At 68.4% G+C, this 15,412-nt stretch carries 17 protein-coding genes; 5 read left to right on the top strand and 12 right to left on the bottom strand.

From position 1 onward, the window contains the following. Nucleotides 1-210: 210 nt before the first annotated feature. The 7 genes from AC1Q6E_RS24490 to AC1Q6E_RS24460 all read right to left on the bottom strand — a co-directional run bounded on the left by AC1Q6E_RS24490 (nt 211) and on the right by AC1Q6E_RS24460 (nt 6,156). Nucleotides 211-984: an SDR family oxidoreductase gene (locus AC1Q6E_RS24490; RefSeq protein WP_152798266.1), complete on the bottom strand. Its 774-nt coding sequence runs from the start codon at nt 982-984 to the stop codon at nt 211-213. A 9-nt stretch (nt 985-993) separates the two neighbouring features. Continuing rightward, nucleotides 994-1,962, bottom strand: a complete 969-nt coding sequence (locus AC1Q6E_RS24485; protein ID WP_152798265.1) for a Bug family tripartite tricarboxylate transporter substrate binding protein — start codon at nt 1,960-1,962, stop codon at nt 994-996. A gap of 25 nt (nt 1,963-1,987) precedes the next feature. Next, nucleotides 1,988-2,464, bottom strand: a complete 477-nt coding sequence (locus tag AC1Q6E_RS24480) for a RidA family protein (protein WP_152798264.1) — start codon at nt 2,462-2,464, stop codon at nt 1,988-1,990. Nucleotides 2,465-2,480: 16 nt separating this feature from the next. After that, nucleotides 2,481-3,473: a Bug family tripartite tricarboxylate transporter substrate binding protein gene (locus AC1Q6E_RS24475; RefSeq protein WP_492573714.1), complete on the bottom strand. Its 993-nt coding sequence runs from the start codon at nt 3,471-3,473 to the stop codon at nt 2,481-2,483. A 24-nt stretch (nt 3,474-3,497) separates the two neighbouring features. Beyond that, nucleotides 3,498-4,382: a polysaccharide deacetylase family protein gene (locus tag AC1Q6E_RS24470; RefSeq protein WP_152794374.1), complete on the bottom strand. Its 885-nt coding sequence runs from the start codon at nt 4,380-4,382 to the stop codon at nt 3,498-3,500. Nucleotides 4,383-4,422: 40 nt separating this feature from the next. Next, nucleotides 4,423-4,809 carry a RidA family protein gene (locus AC1Q6E_RS24465; RefSeq protein ID WP_152794376.1) on the bottom strand — a complete coding sequence of 129 codons (387 nt, stop codon included), beginning with the start codon at nt 4,807-4,809 and terminating at the stop codon, nt 4,423-4,425. 84 nt (nt 4,810-4,893) lie between these two features. Then, nucleotides 4,894-6,156 carry an alpha-hydroxy acid oxidase gene (locus tag AC1Q6E_RS24460; RefSeq protein ID WP_296557015.1) on the bottom strand — a complete coding sequence of 421 codons (1,263 nt, stop codon included), beginning with the start codon at nt 6,154-6,156 and terminating at the stop codon, nt 4,894-4,896. A 122-nt stretch (nt 6,157-6,278) separates the two neighbouring features. Between AC1Q6E_RS24460 and AC1Q6E_RS24455 the strand changes: the two genes are divergently transcribed. Beyond that, nucleotides 6,279-7,178, top strand: a complete 900-nt coding sequence (locus tag AC1Q6E_RS24455; RefSeq protein ID WP_152794380.1) for a LysR family transcriptional regulator — start codon at nt 6,279-6,281, stop codon at nt 7,176-7,178. A gap of 8 nt (nt 7,179-7,186) precedes the next feature. On the opposite strand, the gene AC1Q6E_RS24450 is transcribed toward AC1Q6E_RS24455, so the two are convergent. Continuing rightward, nucleotides 7,187-8,164, bottom strand: coding sequence for a Bug family tripartite tricarboxylate transporter substrate binding protein (locus AC1Q6E_RS24450; protein WP_296557018.1), 978 nt, complete (start codon nt 8,162-8,164; stop codon nt 7,187-7,189). 197 nt (nt 8,165-8,361) lie between these two features. On the opposite strand from AC1Q6E_RS24450, the gene AC1Q6E_RS24445 reads away from it, so the two are divergent. The 3 genes from AC1Q6E_RS24445 (at nt 8,362) to AC1Q6E_RS24435 (ending at nt 11,164) form a co-directional block, all read left to right on the top strand. Beyond that, nucleotides 8,362-8,940: a DNA-3-methyladenine glycosylase gene (locus AC1Q6E_RS24445; protein ID WP_152796860.1), complete on the top strand. Its 579-nt coding sequence runs from the start codon at nt 8,362-8,364 to the stop codon at nt 8,938-8,940. Between the two features lie 130 nt (nt 8,941-9,070). Then, the gene (locus tag AC1Q6E_RS24440; protein WP_152796858.1) at nt 9,071-10,048 is read left to right on the top strand and encodes a tripartite tricarboxylate transporter substrate binding protein; all 978 of its coding nucleotides are present in this window, start codon (nt 9,071-9,073) and stop codon (nt 10,046-10,048) included. 24 nt (nt 10,049-10,072) lie between these two features. After that, nucleotides 10,073-11,164, top strand: a complete 1,092-nt coding sequence (locus AC1Q6E_RS24435) for a CaiB/BaiF CoA transferase family protein (RefSeq protein WP_492573713.1) — start codon at nt 10,073-10,075, stop codon at nt 11,162-11,164. Nucleotides 11,165-11,170: 6 nt separating this feature from the next. Here AC1Q6E_RS24435 and AC1Q6E_RS24430 read toward each other — a convergent pair whose 3' ends face one another. The 4 genes from AC1Q6E_RS24430 to AC1Q6E_RS24415 all read right to left on the bottom strand — a co-directional run bounded on the left by AC1Q6E_RS24430 (nt 11,171) and on the right by AC1Q6E_RS24415 (nt 14,466). Next, nucleotides 11,171-12,127, bottom strand: coding sequence for a LysR family transcriptional regulator (locus tag AC1Q6E_RS24430; protein ID WP_296557023.1), 957 nt, complete (start codon nt 12,125-12,127; stop codon nt 11,171-11,173). Nucleotides 12,128-12,179: 52 nt separating this feature from the next. After that, nucleotides 12,180-12,743, bottom strand: a complete 564-nt coding sequence (locus AC1Q6E_RS24425; protein ID WP_152796852.1) for a GNAT family N-acetyltransferase — start codon at nt 12,741-12,743, stop codon at nt 12,180-12,182. A 117-nt stretch (nt 12,744-12,860) separates the two neighbouring features. Next, the gene (locus AC1Q6E_RS24420) at nt 12,861-13,505 is read right to left on the bottom strand and encodes a YiaD family glycine zipper/OmpA-like lipoprotein (RefSeq protein WP_152796850.1); all 645 of its coding nucleotides are present in this window, start codon (nt 13,503-13,505) and stop codon (nt 12,861-12,863) included. A 142-nt stretch (nt 13,506-13,647) separates the two neighbouring features. After that, a complete protein-coding gene (locus AC1Q6E_RS24415) occupies nt 13,648-14,466 on the bottom strand; it encodes an alpha/beta hydrolase (protein WP_492573712.1) in 819 nt (272 codons plus the stop codon). A 241-nt stretch (nt 14,467-14,707) separates the two neighbouring features. Here AC1Q6E_RS24415 and AC1Q6E_RS24410 point away from each other — a divergent pair, with 241 nt between their 5' ends. Next, the gene (locus AC1Q6E_RS24410; RefSeq protein ID WP_296557029.1) at nt 14,708-15,286 is read left to right on the top strand and encodes a BPSL1445 family SYLF domain-containing lipoprotein; all 579 of its coding nucleotides are present in this window, start codon (nt 14,708-14,710) and stop codon (nt 15,284-15,286) included. The last annotated feature ends 126 nt before the right edge of the window (nt 15,287-15,412 follow it).

The following is a 15,412-nucleotide window of genomic DNA, read 5'->3' as shown; positions in this document are numbered from 1 at the left end:
GCAAGGGCGTGCATGTGTGAGCGCGGCAGTAGGAATAGCCCGGGGGGCTATTCCCGCGCGAGTTCACGCCCGCCCCGGCAACCGTGCCAACTCCGGGTAGTCCCGCGTAGCGGGACCGGCTTCGCTGCGCCCCAACGCGAGCCGCCCCACCCCACCGATCAAGGACGGTTCAAGAACCTGATCCCTGCCATTCACGACCGTCGATGCGGCCTAAAGCAACGTCTGCCCGCCATCGATCACGATGGTCGAGCCGGTCACGAAGGCCGACGCATCGGAGGCCAGCCAGACCACGATCTCCTTCAACTCCTCGGGACGCCCGATCCGGCCCAGCGGCACGTTCCTGACGAAGGCGGCGTGCCTGGCCGGATCGCTCATCTCCGCTTCGGTCAGCGGCGTCAGGAAGCGTCCTGGCGCCAGGGTGTTGACGCGAATGCCTTGCGGCGCCCACTCCATGGCCAGCGCGCGCGAAAAATTGATCATGGCCGCCTTGGCCGCGCTGTAGGGGGAATTGTTGGGCCGGCCACGCAGCCCGGCGGCCGAGGCGATGTTGATGATGGAGCCGCGGCCTTGCGCGTGCATGGCTCGTCCCGCCGCGCGGCAGACATAGAAGGTCGAGTCCAGGTTGGCGCCGATCAGGCGCTTCCATTCGTCGTCGGCCAGTTCCAGCACGGGCTTGCGCTGGCTGCCTCCGGCCGAGTGCACCAGGATGTCGAGCGCGCCGAATTCATCGAGCACGGCCGAGACGGCGCGATCGACCTGGGCGGAATCGGTCGCGTCGGCGGCCAGCGGCAGCGCGCGGGCGCCGGTCGCGCGGATTTCCTCGCAGGCCGCCTCGACGTCCCGCGCGGTGCGCGCCAGCAGCGCCACATTGGCGCCGGCCTGCGCCAGCCCCATCGCGATGGCCCGGCCCAGGCCCTTGCCGGCGCCGGTGATGAGCGCGGTTCGGCCGTCCAGCCGCATGGTGTTCCACAGGGATGCGTTCATGGGCGGGTCCTAGTTGAAGACGATGTGGGCCTGCTTGATGACGTCGGTCCAGCGGGCCAGGTCGCGTTTCAGGAAGTCCGCGGCCTGTTCGGGCGTGCCCCCGATGATCTCGGCGCCGAGGTCCTTGAGGCGCTGGCGGATGTCCGGCTGCTGGAGCCCGGCGTTGACCGCCTCGTTCAGCTTGTCGATGACCTTGCGAGGCGTGCCGGCCGGCGCGAACATCATGTACCAGGCGCCGATCTCGTAGCCTTTCAAGCCCGCCTCGTCCACGGTCGGGACCTGGGGCAGCAGGGCCGAGCGCGAGCGGGACGTGACCGCGAGGGCGCGCAACTGGCCGCCGTTGATCAGGGGCAGCAGCGCGGGCATGTTCTCGAAGGCGAGCTGGACGCGGCCACCCACCAGGTCGACCAGCGCCGGCGCCGTGCCCTTGTATGGCACGTGCGTCATGTCCACGTGGCCCATCAGCTTGAACAGTTCGCCACCCAGGTGGGACGACGAGCCGTTGCCGACGGAAGAGAAGGCCAGCTTGCCCGGATTGGCCTTGGCGTAGGCCAGCAGCTCGGGCACGGACTTGACCGGCAGCGAAGGATTGACGACGAGCACGTTGGGGACGATGGCCACGAAGGCGATGGGCACGAGATCCTTGATCGGGTCGTAGCGCAGGTCCGGGAACATGCTGGGCGCCGTGGAATACGACGGCATGCTGCCCAGCGTGATCGTGTAGCCGTCCGGAGGCGACTGGGCGACGTGGGCGGTGCCTATCGTGCCCGAGGCGCCGGGGCGGTTCTCGATCACCACGGGCTGGCCGAAGCGCTGGGAGATGACCTGGCCCAGCGCGCGGGCCAGGATGTCGTTGGCGCCGCCGGGCGTCCACGCGCTGATCAGGCGGATGGGCTTGGCCGGGTAATCCTGGGCGGCGGCGCAGGCCGCGGCCGCCATGAGGCCGGCGGCGGCCGCGATGCGTAGGGAATATTTCATGGGGAGTCCTGTCGCGTGGAGGCGGTCACGCCGGCGTGATTTCGAAGGTGCACAGCGTCTCGACCGGCGCGGTGTAGATCAGGTCAGGCACGCTCAGGCTGGCGCGGGCCATGGCGGCGCGTTCCGGTCCGAAGACCTCGACGAACAGGTCGGAGGCGCCGTTGGACACATAGGGCGCGCGCTCGAAGCCCGGCGCGCCGTTCACGTAGACCACCAGTTGCACGACCCGCACGATGCGATCGAGATCCTTGAGCACCGCCTTGGCCTGGGCGAGGTGGTTGATCGCGCACAGCCGGGCCGACTGGTAGGCCTGTTCCACCGTGACCTTGTCGCCGACCTTGCCCAGGTAGGGAAAGTCGCCGTTGGTATGGCCCAGTGTGCCCTGGCAGAAGAAGAGGCCGCCGGCGGCCACGCCGGGTACCAGGGCCGGGTTGGCCTTGATGACCGGGGCGTCGGGCAGCGTGATGCCCAGTTCCTTCAGGCGGGTTTCGATCGCGGACATGGTCGTTGCTTCCTTGTTATTCGAGAGAGAGGTTGGCGGCCTTGATGGCGTCGCGCCAATAGGTGAATTCGGAGCGCCAGAAGCGGTCCAGTTCGGCGGTGTTCATGGGCGAGGGCACGGCGCCCAGTTCCTTGAGCTTGGCCACGGTCTCGGGATCGCGGGCGGCGGCCAGCACGGCCGATTCCAGGCGGGCCAGCACGGCGGGCGGCAGGCCCGCGCGGGTGAAGATGGAGATCCAGCTCGAATTCTTGAACGCGGGCAGGCCGGACTCGGCGATGGTCGGCACCTCGGGCAGCACGGCGATGCGTTCTTCCGTGGTTACGCCCAGGGCCGTGACCTGTCCCGCCTTGATCAGGCTGATCGGACCGGTGACGTTGTCGAACACGGCGGTGATGTTGCCGGCGAGCAGGTCCTGGATGGCGGGCGCGGCACCCTTGTAGGGCACGTGTGTCATCTGGATGCCGGCCATCTTGGCCAGCAGTTCGCCCGACAGATGCTGCACGCCGCCGGCGCCGCCCGTGCCGAAGGTCACCTTGCCGGGGTTGGCCTTGGCCCAGGCGATGAACTCCCGCAGGTCGTGCGCGGGAACGTTCTTGTTCAGGATGATCACGTTGGGCAGTTTGCCCACCATGGCGACCGGCTGCAGATCCTTGATGGGATCGTATGGCAGGTTCTTCTGCGTCAGCGGATTGATGACCGCGGTGGTCACGATGTTCACCAGCACCGTGTAGCCGTCGGGTTCGGCGCGCGCCACCTCGGCGGTGCCGATGGCGCCGGAGGCGCCGGGACGATTGATGACGACCACGGGCTTGCCGAGTTCGACGGACATTTTCTGCGCGATCATCCGGCCCACGATGTCGGTCGAGCCGCCGGCGGCGAAGCCGATGACCAGCTTCAGCGGCCGGTCGGGGAAAGGCGCCTGGGCCTGGGCGGGCGCGCCGGCGCAGGCCAGCGTCGTAAGCGCGGCGGCCAGCAGGGCGCGCCGGGTGCGGGGGTGGCGGGTGCTCATGGAAACCTCCGGGGGGGAAGGGAGTCAGCGCCGGATGGCGGCGCGCACGTGGGCAATGGCTTCCTGGCGCGTCCCGATCCAGATGTCGTCCGCGGCCTTGGCTTTCTCGATCAACTGCTCGAACACATGGATGCCCGTGATGCGGCCGAATACATGGGCGTGGATGGACGGATCGATGCGCACGGCGCCTTTTTCCCGCGTGCGCACGTAGTCCAGCCAGTCGTCGAACATCTCGACCATCATCCGCGGCGAGTTGCCGTAGCGGATGTACATGGGGGTGTCGTTCAGCTCCATGCCACCGGGGAACGCGGCGATTTCGTGGTCGCCGAACCGGACCAGGTAGGGCAGGTCGTCGTTCATGGTGTCGCCATGCCATGCGTAGCCGGCCTCGGCCAGCAGGCGCGCGGTGCGCGGGCTGGGCGTGGCGCGGGGGCTGATCCAGCCCTGCGGCCGGCGGCCGGTGGCCCGCTCGAACAGCGCGGTGGTGCGCGCCAGGTTGGCGCGTTCCTGTTCCTCGTCCAGGTAGGCGGGGATCACGTCCATGCCATACGAATGGGCGACGATTTCATGCCCGGCATCGGCGATGCGGCGCACGATCCCGGGATAGCGCTCGGCCAGCACGCCGCAGATGATCATCGTGCTGCGGATGCCGTGTTGTTCCAGGATGTCCAGGATGCGATGGATGCCGCGGCGCATGCCGTATTCCACCCACCCCAGCGCGTTCAGGTCCGGCACGCCGGGCTTGAGCGGATTGCCCATCGGGCCCAGCGACGGCCAGGCGCCGTCCGACCACCCTTCGCAGGCGACGCGGAAGAATACGGCGATGCGCTTGCCGCCGGGCCAGAGGAAATCGGGAGGCAAGAGGTATTCCTGGCCTCCGGCATGGACATCGAGGGTGGGTGCGGGCATGGGGTGGTCCTTGCGATGGGAAGGGAGGCGGGGAAGCGGATCAGACTTCCGCCACGCATTCGATCTCAAGCAGGAAATCCTTGCGCGGCAGGCGGGCCTCGACGGTGGTGCGGGCCGGCCATTGCATGGGATCGTTGCCGAAGAATTCGCGGTAGACCTCGTTCATCTCGTCGAAGTCGGCCCGGCGGTCCAGGAAGATGTTGACCTTGACCACCTTCTCCAGGCTGGAGCCGGCCTCTTCCAGGATGTTCTTCAGGTTGGTCAGGCATTGCCGCATCTGGGCCGGAAAGTCGCCCTTGGCCAATTGCATCTCGCCGAAGTAGGCGGGGCAGCCCGACACGAAGACGAGGTTGCCGGTGCGCACGGCATGGGCGTGGGGCGCCTTGGTGCGGGTGACGTTGGGGCTGTAGATGACGGTTTTGGTCATGGTGGAAATCTCCGTGTTCGGTGGTTCCAGGGGGTGGGGAAGCGGCGGGCGAAGGGCGCGCCGCGCAAAGGGGGGCGTTGTCGTTCAGGCAGCGTGGCGGTCTCCGCCCACGGGCGCGAGGAAGCCGCCATCCAGCTCGTCCAGCGTGTTGATACCCAGCATGGCCATGCCGCGGTCCACTTCGTCGCCCAGCAGCCGAATGGCATGGCGCACGCCCGCGGCGCCCGCCACCGCCATTGCATAATTGAAGGGCCGGCCGACGAACACGCAGCGGGCGCCCAGCGCGACGGCCTTGAGCACGTCGGTGCCGCGGCGCGCGCCGCCGTCCATCATGACCGCCAGGCCGTCCGCGGCCTCGACGATGGCGGGCAGGACGCGCAGGGGCGAGACGGCGCCATCCAGTTGCCGGCCGCCGTGGTTGGAAACGATGATGCCGTCCACGCCATGCTCGCGGGCCCGCGCGGCGTCGGCGGGATGCAGGATGCCCTTGAGCACCAGGTGTCCCTGCCAGCGCCGGCGGATGCGGGCCACGTGCTCCCAGTTCAGATGATCGCGCGCGGTGAAGTCGCGCATGACGCGGGATGACAGGATGGGAGCGCCGCGGGTGGCGAACGAATTCTCGAAATGCGGCATGCCGTGCCGCGCCAGCGTGCGCAGGAAGGTGCCGCACAGCCAGCGCGGATGGCTCATGCCGTCCCAGGCCAGCCTCAGGCTGGGGCGCAGCGGCGTGGAGAAGCCCGTGCGCACGTTGTTTTCGCGATTGGCCATGACCGGGATGTCCACGGTCAGCACCAGGGTACGGTAGCCGGCCCCCGCCACGCGGTCGATCAGCGGATCGATGCGGGTCACGTCGCCGGGCAGGTAGGCCTGGAACCAGGTGCCCGGCGCATGCCGGGCGACGTCTTCCAGGGGAATCAGCGAGCTGCCGCTCATGATCGACGGCATGGCCGCCTCGGCGGCGCCGGCGGCCAGCACGATGTCGCCCCGGTAGGCCGACAGCGCGTTGATGCCCATGGGGGCGATGCCGAAGGGATGCGCATAGCGCGTGCCGAACAGCGTGATGGCCTGGCTGCGCCGGGATACGTCGACCAGGGTGCGGGGAACGAATCCGTATTCGGCGAAGGCCGAGACGTTGTCGCGCAGCGAGCTGTTGCGTTCGGCGGCGCCCGCCACGTAGCCGAAGATGGGGCGGGGCAGGCGGCGGCGGGCCAGTTCCTCGAAGTCGTCCAGGCACAGCGCCTCGCGCAGGATGCGTGGCTCGTCCAGGCCGGCCGGCCGCGAGGACGGCTGGGCCGGGGTGTCGCCCAGGGATGGGGACGCGGGCGTGGGGTCGGCGTTGGCGCTCATTGGGATCGCGGCGTGCGGAAGTTCCAGTCGACGCCACTCTACGGACCCCGGTTGTATGAAGAAAGCGATAAAATCCAAATAAGCTATTTCGCTTTTTGGAAAATAGATCCGCCCGCCACGCCATGACGCTCAAGCAACTCGAGGCCTTCTACTGGGCGGCCACCTGCGCCAGCTTCGCCATCGCGGCCGAGCGCCTGCATCTGTCCATTTCGTCGCTGTCCAAGCGCATCAACGAACTTGAACAATCGCTGGGCGTCGGTTTGTTCGACCGCTCCGGCCACAAGGCGGAGTTGAGCGAGGCGGGACGCCGGCTGGTGCCCCGCGCGTGGAACCTGTTGCAGGAAGCCGAAGCCGTGCGGCGCTGCGTGGCCGTGGACACGGGATTGACCGGCCGGTGCCGGATCGGCGTGGGTGAACTGACGGCGCTGACCTGGCTGCCCCGGCTGTTGAAGCTGGCCCGGCACGAGCATCCGGACCTGGTGGTCGAGCCCACGGTGGAGGTGGGCGCGGCGCTGGAGCACGGACTGGAAAGCGGCCAGCTCGATTGCGCCGTGATCGCGGGGCGCTCGCCCCGGCCGGACATCTGTTCCGAACGGATAGGCGAGGCTCGCTTCTCGTGGGTGATCGCCTCGGACACCGAGCCCTTGGCGAGCGCGATGAGCGACCGCCTGCTGGATGCCCATCCCCTGATCACCCTGGCGCTGGGTGCCGGTACCACGCGGCTGCTGGACGACTGGCTGAACGACAGCGGACTGGATGTCCGCCAGCGCCTGATCTGCAACAACTGGGGCGCGATCGCGGGCCTGGTCAGCGAAGGCGTGGGCGTAGGGATGCTGCCCGCCGCCTGGGCCGCCGAGCTGGCCAGGCGCGGCCGGATACGGGTGCTCAAGAGTTCGCCCGCGCTGGGGGCCTTGCCCTATTCGTTCCGCTGGCGGCGGGACGATACGCGGCCGGTGGTGCCCGGCATGCTGGCCATTGCCCGCCAGGCCATTGATTTCTCGGCGCGGAACCGGCTGCTGTAGTCCGGTCCTCAGTCGAGCTTGATGTTCGCGTCGCGGACCAGTTTCGCGTTGAGCTTGAGGTCCTTGGCGATCAACGCGCCCAGTTGTTGTGGTGCGCCGGGCGAGACGTCAAAGCCGATACCCCCCAGGGTCGTTCGTGTCGCGGGTGCGTCCAGCGAGGCATTGATCGCCTGGTTCAGATACGCGACCACGGCGGCCGGCGTGCCGGCGGGGGCCAGCACGCCATACCAGGAGTTGGTCTCGAAATCCGGATAGCCCTGTTCGGCGATGGTGGGCAGGTCGCGCGCCAACGCGGACCGTGCCTTGGACGTGACGCCGTAGCCGCGCAGCTTGTCGTTGGCCAGGTAGGGCAGCATGTCGGGCAGGTTGTTGAACATCAGGTCCACCTGCCCGCCCAGGATGTCGGTCAAGGCCGGCGCGCCGCCCTTGTAGGGCACGTGCAGGATGTCCACGCCCGCCATCTGCTTGAGCATCTCGCCCGCCAGATGGGCGGAGGTGCCCGTGCCGAACGAGGCGTAGGACAGCTTGCCTGGATGCCGCCTGGCGTAGGCGATCAACTGCGGCAGCGTCTTCGGTTCGAGCCCGGGCCGGCCAACCAGGATGTTCGCGGTGGCGCCCAGCAGGGCGACCGGCGCGAAACCGTGCTCGGTGTCGTAGGGCAGCCTGGCGTAGAGCGAGGGATTGATGGTGAAGCTGTTGGCCACCGTGACCAGCGTGTAGCCGTCGGGAGCGGATTTCGCTGCCTGGTCGACGGCGATGACGGTACCCGCGCCAGGCTTGTTCTCGATGATCAAGGGTTGGCCGAACCGGCCTTGCATACCCTGGGCGACGGCACGAACCACCTGGTCCATGGTGCCGCCGGGCGGGAACGGCACCAGCCAGCGAACGGGGCGGGCGGGGTAGGGCTGGGCGTGGGCGGGCATCGCGGGCAGCAGCGCGGAGCCTGCCGCGCCGGCCATCGTCTGAAGGGCCTGGCGTCTATCCATGGGTGCGTATCCTTTCGAGCAAACGGGAGGTGGCCCGCTCCGTGCCGAGGGCACGCGGGGGTCGGCAAAAGTATCGGGAGATCGAGGGCGGGCGGCAATCGTCCCAGCGGATACACTCTGTTCTCGCCGCGAGAACGGACGCCGCATATCTGCCCGCGCGCGGGTCTCCGTCCGTGGCGGGCAGCGCGAGGATCCCCATGTTTTCCAAGACCCGATTGGCCCATATCGATTTCCATGCCCCCTCGGCCGAGGTCGGCCCTTTGCTGATCGGTGTGACCTTGCTGGTGGACGGCGTAGGGGGGCGCATCGTGGAGGCCGAGGCCTATGACAGGGAAGACCCCGCCTCGCACAGCTTCTCGGGGCCGACGCCGCGCAACGCCTCGATGTTCGGCGAGCCGGGGCGGGCCTATGTCTACCGGTCGTATGGCATTCACTGGTGCCTGAACCTGGTCTGCCGCGAATCCGGTCATGGCGCCGGGGTGCTGATACGCGCGCTGGAGCCTACCCATGGCCTGGATGCCATGCGCGAGCGGCGCGGCGTGGACGACCCCCGATTGTTGTGCTCGGGACCGGGGCGGGTGGGGCAGGCCCTGGGCATCGATCGGCGCTTCGACGGCCTGTCGCTGGACCAGCCGCCGTTCGAACTGGTGGCGCGGGAAGGCGTGCCGGATGTCGCCATCGGGCCGCGCATCGGCATCTCGAAGGCGCTGGACGTGCCGTGGCGCTTCGGGATGGCCGGATCGCGCTTTCTGAGCAAGCCGTTTCCCCGGCGTTGAGCGCCGTTCGCCGCGGCCATAGAAAAAGCCGAAGGCGGGTTCCCGATTTTCGAATTGTTGCGGGGGGCTGGCGCGGCCACAATCGCGGTCATCCGGCATTCATGCCCATACCCATAACAGGAGACCCGCCATGCGCGCACGCATTCTTGCCGCGGTGCTGACCTGCTGCCTCGCTCCGGCAGCAAGCCAGGCCGCACCGGCCGATACCTATCCCGACCGCCCGATCCGGCTGATCGTGCCTTATGCCGCCGGGGGCGGCGTCGATCTGCTGGCCAGGAAGTTCGCCGAGGCACTGGGCAGCCAGATGGGGCAGAGCGTATTCGTGGAGAACAAGGTGGGCGCGGGCGGCACGCTGGGCGCGGTGTCGGTCTCGCAGGCCAGGGCGGATGGCTACACACTGCTGTTCGGCGGGTCGCCCATGATCACGAACAGGCTGATCAACCCTTCGGTCGGCGTGGACGTGCTGAAGAATCTGGCGCCCGTATCGCTGATCAACATGAATCCGTTCGTACTGGCCGTTGCGGGGACCGCGCCGTACCGGTCCATCCAGGACATCGTGGCCGCGGCCCGGCAGGCGCCCGGGAAGCTGAACTTCGCCTCGGGCGGCGTGGGCACGGGCTCGCATCTGGCGGGCGCGGCGCTGGCCACGACCACCGGCATCGACGTGGTCCATGTGCCTTATCGCGGATCGGTGGACCTCGTGCCGTCGTTGCTGGGCGGGCAGACGCAGTTCTGTTTTCCTGTCGTGACGGCGGCGCTGCCGCAGGTCGAGTCGGGCGCCGTGCGCGTGCTGGGGGTGACCTCGGCCAAGCGCCTGCCTATTCTTGCCGGCGTGCCCACGCTGAAGGAGGCGCTGGGCAGCGACGATGCGGTGATCGAATCGTGGAACGGTGTCTGGGGGCCGGCGGGCATGCCCACGGACATCGTGGCCAAGTTGAACCGTGCCATCCACGAGACGTTCAAGCGCGGCGAACTGAACGCGTTCTTCGACAAGAACGGATCGCCGGTGGAGCTGTCGCCCACGGCGGACGATTTCGCCGATTTCCTCGCGAAGGAAACCGCCAAGTTCTCGCGCATCGTGCGCGCTTCCAAGATCGTTCAATTCTAGGCGGCATCGCCGCACGGCCAAACCATGAATCAGACTTTCCTACCGCTGGCGGGCGTACGCGTACTGGATTTTTCGCACGTCATCGCCGGCCCCCTGGCGACGTTCTATCTTGCGCAGATGGGCGCGGACGTCGTGAAGATCGAGAAACCCGCCGGCGGCGACGTGCTGCGCCGGTCCGAGCGGGGGCCGTCGGCCTTCCTGTCGCTCAATGGCGGCAAGCGCTGCGTGGCGCTGGACTTGCGCACCGAGACCGGGCGCGCGGAGATCCTGGAGATGGCGCGCGAGGCCGACGTGTTCGTCGACAACTTCCGACCCGGATCGCTGGAGCGGCACGGGCTGGGCTATGACGCCATCCGCGAGGTCAATCCGCGCATCGTCTATTGCTCGATCTCCGGCTTCGGCCGGACCGGACCCTGGGCCGACCGGCCGGCGTACGACCACGTGGTGCAGGCAATGACGGGGATGGCGATGATGGGCGGCGTCGAAGGCGACGACCCCATCAAGACCGGTTTCCCGGTCGTGGACGCCGCCACGGGCATGCTGGGCGCGCTGGCCATCGTGAGCGCGTTGCACCAGCGCAACCGCGACGGCCGCAGCATCCTGCTCGATGTGTCCATGGCCGCGGCGTCGATGCAACTGATGTACAGCTACGCCGTCGAGGCCCTGACCAAGGGCGTGTCGCCGCGCCGCGTCGGCAACCAGGGCTATTCGGGCAGTCCCGCCGCCGACTTTTTCCGGACCCGCGACGGCTGGATCGCGCTGGGGGCCAATACGCCCGCGCAGTTCTCCCGCCTGCTGGAGGTGCTGGACCTGGGCGAACTGGCCACCGATCCGGCCTTGTTCGATGTGTCGGCCGAACCGGGCGAACAGGTGTCCTTCCTCAGGGCGAAGGACCCCACGCTGCTCAAGTCGCGCCTGCGGGAGCGGATAGAAGCGTGGGAGGCTGCGCCGCTCGAACAGCGGCTGGCCCAGGCCGGCGTGCCGGCTTCCAAGGTCCGGTCGGTGGCGGAGTTCGCCGCCGACGCCGTCGCCAGTGGCGCGCTGGAGCCGGTGGTGCTCCGGGATGGCGAGGACAGCGCGACGGTGCCGGGACTGGGGTTCCGCGCCTGGGCCTGAATCCGTTCAGGCTGCCTGCGTGGCGGCCATCTGCCGGGCCGCCCAGACGACGGCCTGCCGCAGCGGCTCGACCCCGGGCAACTGCATCACGGGCTGGCGCGCCAGGAATGCCAACCGGCTGACCGGGATATCGTCGGCGATGGGCAGGATGTGTACCCGGCCCATCCCGGCATAGTGGCGCACGGGCGACGACGGCGCGAAGGTCAGCATGCGGGTGGCCGCGGCCACCTCCAGGTTCGTGTGATAGGGAAAGGACTCGATACGCGGCTGCGGCGGCACCAGGCCGGCTCCCAGGAACACGCGCTCCAGCACCCGGCGGGCCTGGGATGCCTTGGGCGGGACGATCCATTCCTCGTTCGCGAGATCGGTCAGCCGAAGCGAGGCATGCCGAGCGAGCGGGTGGTTCGTCGCGCAGGCGAACAGCCGGCTTTCCTCATGCAAGGGTTCGATGTGCAGGTCGGTCAGGTGGCCGCCCTGCACGGGCAGCTCGTCCAGGTGGCAGATCGCGCAATCGATTTCGCTTCGGTCCAGGCCGCCGTACAGCACGTTGATGCCGCCGTGCGTAATGGCGATGCGGGGCAGCGTGCCGGTGGATTCCATCCTGGCCATGGCCTGTGGCAGCAGCCAGGCATCGAGCAGCGGCAGGACGCCGACGCGTACCAGCGGCGTGCTGCCACGGACCACGCTTTCCAGCGCCGTGTCGAACGAGGCCAGGGCGATGCGCAATTGCCGCAGCGCGAGATTGCCGGCGTCGGTCAGGCTGCCTCCCCGCGCGCTGCGCTCGATCAGGGTGGTGCCGAAGACTTCTTCCAGCGTTTGCACCATGCTCGTCACCGTGGGTTGGCTCAGGTGCATGGCCTGCGCCACCGCGGCCAGAGAATGGTGTTCGGCCACCAGCTCCAGCAGACGCAGGTGCTTGATGCGCAACTGGTCGGTCCGGTTCCGCCTGCCGTCGGTGCTCACGGCTGCGTCTCGCGGAAAACCGGGGATGCCCGGGCGCATCGCTCCAACGGCGTCATGGGTTGCGGGGAAGGCTGCGGTCGCCCTGGCCCAGCGGCAACTGCATCATGACGGTATCGACCCAGCGGCCGTGCTTGAAACCGACGCTGCGCAGTACGCCGGCGTGCTCGAACCCGACCTTCCTGTGCAGGGCGATGGAGGCGGCGTTGCCGCTGTCGCCGATGACGGCCACCATCTGGCGCCACGGCCCGTTCTGGCAGCGCGCGATCAGCGCCTGCATCAGCGCGATCCCGATGCCGCGTCCGCCGGTGCCGTCGGCGACGTAGACGGAGTTTTCTATGGTGTGGCGATAGGCCGGGCGAGCGCGGTAGCTGCCGGCATAGCTGTAGCCGACGACCGTGCCGTCTTCTTCCGCCACCAGATAGGGCAGCCCTTGTTCGAGCACGGCTGCGCGCCGGGCGCGCATGTCTTCCACCGTGGGCGGGACTTCCTCGAAGCTGGCGATGCCGTTCAGGACATGGAAGGCGTAGATGGCCTGGATGGCGGCCAGATCGGTGTCGCGGGCGTCGCGGACGGCGAGCGTGGGCGAAGGGGAGCGGAGCGCGGACGGGCTGGACATGGCGGTGGATGTTCCTGGAGCCCGGCTGCGGCCGGGCGCAAGCCGTTACTTTACCCAAGAACGCCGTCCCGCGTGGGTCCAGGAACGCCGCCCCGTGCGGGGCGGCGCAATCGCCGGTCAGTTCTTGGTGGCGTACAGGTAGATTTCGGTGCGGCGGTTGGCGGCGCGGCCTTCCACCGTGTCGTTGCTGGCGATGGGATCGTTGGGGCCGCGGCCTTCGGTGGTCAGCCGGGCGGGCGAGACGCCCTTGTTCGTCAGATAGTTCGCCACCGCCTGCGCGCGGTTCTGCGACAGGGTCTGGTTGAGCGACATCTGGCCGGTGTTGTCGGTATGCCCGACGGCCTTGGCGCGCAGCTCGGGGTGCTCGTTCAGGGTCTTGGCGACGCTGTCCAGCACGGGCAGCAGGGCGGGCTTGAGCGCGTAGCTGCCGGTGTCGAACGAGACGCTGCTGGGCACGTTGACCTTGAGCGAACCGTCGTTCTGTTCGGTCATGTCGATGCCCAGGTCCTTGGAGCCGGACTTCTCGACGTCCTGCTTGACGGTCTTCCAGTTGTAGCCGACCAGTCCGCCCGCCACGGCGCCCAGGCCGGCGCCGATGGCCGCGCCCGTGGAGTTGCCCAGCAGCGCCCCCAGCCCGGCGCCCAGGGCGGCTCCGCCGCCGGCGCCGATGGCCGTGTTGGTCTGCTGCTGGTTGGCGCAGCCGGCGACGAAGACGCCAAGCGCCGCGACCAGGGCAATTTTGGAGAGGGTGTTGGTTTTCATGTTGACCTCCTGGAGTGGACTGGGCAGGGGCGCCGTTATGTATTCACGACGCTTTAGCCTGGCTGATGTTAGCTCTTCAGTATGACCGGAGATCGCAACATTTTGTACGTTTTGAGGATGGTTTGCATTTCCGCCCGGGCGTTCAGCCCGTCGCGCGGCACTGGTTGCGCGCGAACTGCCGGATGCGGTCCATGGCGTGCAGGGAAGCGGGGGAATCCGGTTCGACGGTGATGAACATGTGGGGCTCGTCGTCGTACTTCAGGACATCGATCGCGCCGCCCGCCCGCCGATATTGCTCGCCGAAGGCGTCGGCGCGGAGCGGGTCGACTGTGGCGTCGGCGGTGCCTTGTATCAGCAGCACGGGCGGCAGGTGGCGGGCGTCGCCGCGCTCGATGATGCGCTGGGGGTTGTCCCGTTCCATGGCGGCCTCGTCCGGCCAGAAGGCATGATGCGCATCCAGCAACGGGGCCAGTTGGCGTTCGCGGGCCATCCGGTAGTGTTCCAGCGGATCCAGGATCGGCCAGCAGACTATCGCATAGCCGGGCAGCGGTACGGAAGAATCCGGCCGTGCCACGCCTGGGGCATGCCCCAGGAGCGCGTTCAGCATCAGCAGATGGCCGCCGCTGGATGTGCCCAGGCCGCCGACCCATTCCGGGCGGCTGCCCAGCGCGTCCGCGTGTCCGCGGGCCCAGTCCAGGCCCGCCTGGACATCGGCGAACGTGACCCCGGCCGCGGCCTGGGGCGGCATGCGGAAATCCAGCGCGAAGGTGGCGATGCCCTCGTCGGCCAGGGCTTCGTGCATGGAAGCGTTGTTCAGGCGGTTGCCGCGGATCCAGGCGCCGCCGTGCACGTCGATCAGCAGGGGAACGGGGGCGTTGCAGCGGGGACGGTACAGGCGTCCCGGCAGCGCCCGGCCGTCGAGGGCGGGGAACTCCAGGTCTTGAACGTCGAATCCGGACATGGGGCAGGTTCGCTGGGGGCGGACGTCCTGTTTGGCCGCGATGTCCCGATCTTCGCACACTTGGCGGTTTCGCGTCCTTTCCAGGGAAGCACTCCGGGCCGACGGCTGGATGCAACAGCCGGATTACGTTTACATTCGCTGTTTTGACGTATATCCGGCAGAATGGCTGTGCTTGCCGCGGCGGGCCACGCCCCTTCTCCCGGAAGCTGCTTGCCGGCAAGCTCACTCAAGGAGAGAGAGCATGAAACGTCGTCAGTTCCTCTACGCCACCGCTACCGCTGGCCTGCTGGTCGCCGCGGGGTGCACCACGACCGACCCCAACAAGAGCGGCGACAGTTCGCCCGCCGCCAAGCGCAGCCGGATCGATTCCGGCGTCAACGAAACGCTGAACCGGCTCTATTCCAGCGTCGATGGTTCCCGCGAACTGGGCAACAAGGCCCGCGGCATCCTGGTTTTCCCGAGCGTGATCAATGCCGGTTTCATCGTCGGCGGCGAGTACGGCGAAGGCGCCCTGCGCGAGAGCGGGCGCACCACCGGCTACTACAGCACCGCCAGCGGGTCATTCGGCTTCCAGGCCGGGGCGCAGTCCAAGGCGCTGATATTCATGTTCATGAACCAGGCCGAGCTCGACCGCTTCAAGTCCAGCAACGGCTGGACCGCCGGCGTGGACGGATCGGTGGCGGTGGTCAAGGCGGGCATCAACGCCGCGGTCGACACCAACACCGCCCGGGCCCCGGTCGTGGCCTTCGCGCTGACCAACGCAGGCCTGATGGCCGGCCTGACGGTGGAAGGCACCAAGATTTCCAAGCTGAACCTGTAGCGTTTGTCCTGGCCGGCGGACGGGGATGACCTTCCTGTCCGTCGCGGGATCCTCGCATTGCCGGGGCGAGGCTGCCCCCGGAAACTGGCGGCACCTTCGCGGACGGCCGGGTATGGCGCCCGGCGC

The organism is Pigmentiphaga sp. MLSB6-MA01, from assembly GCF_058793475.1.
Note: the sequence above shows the minus strand (reverse complement) of the source record. Positions and strands in the feature narration are given on the sequence as shown.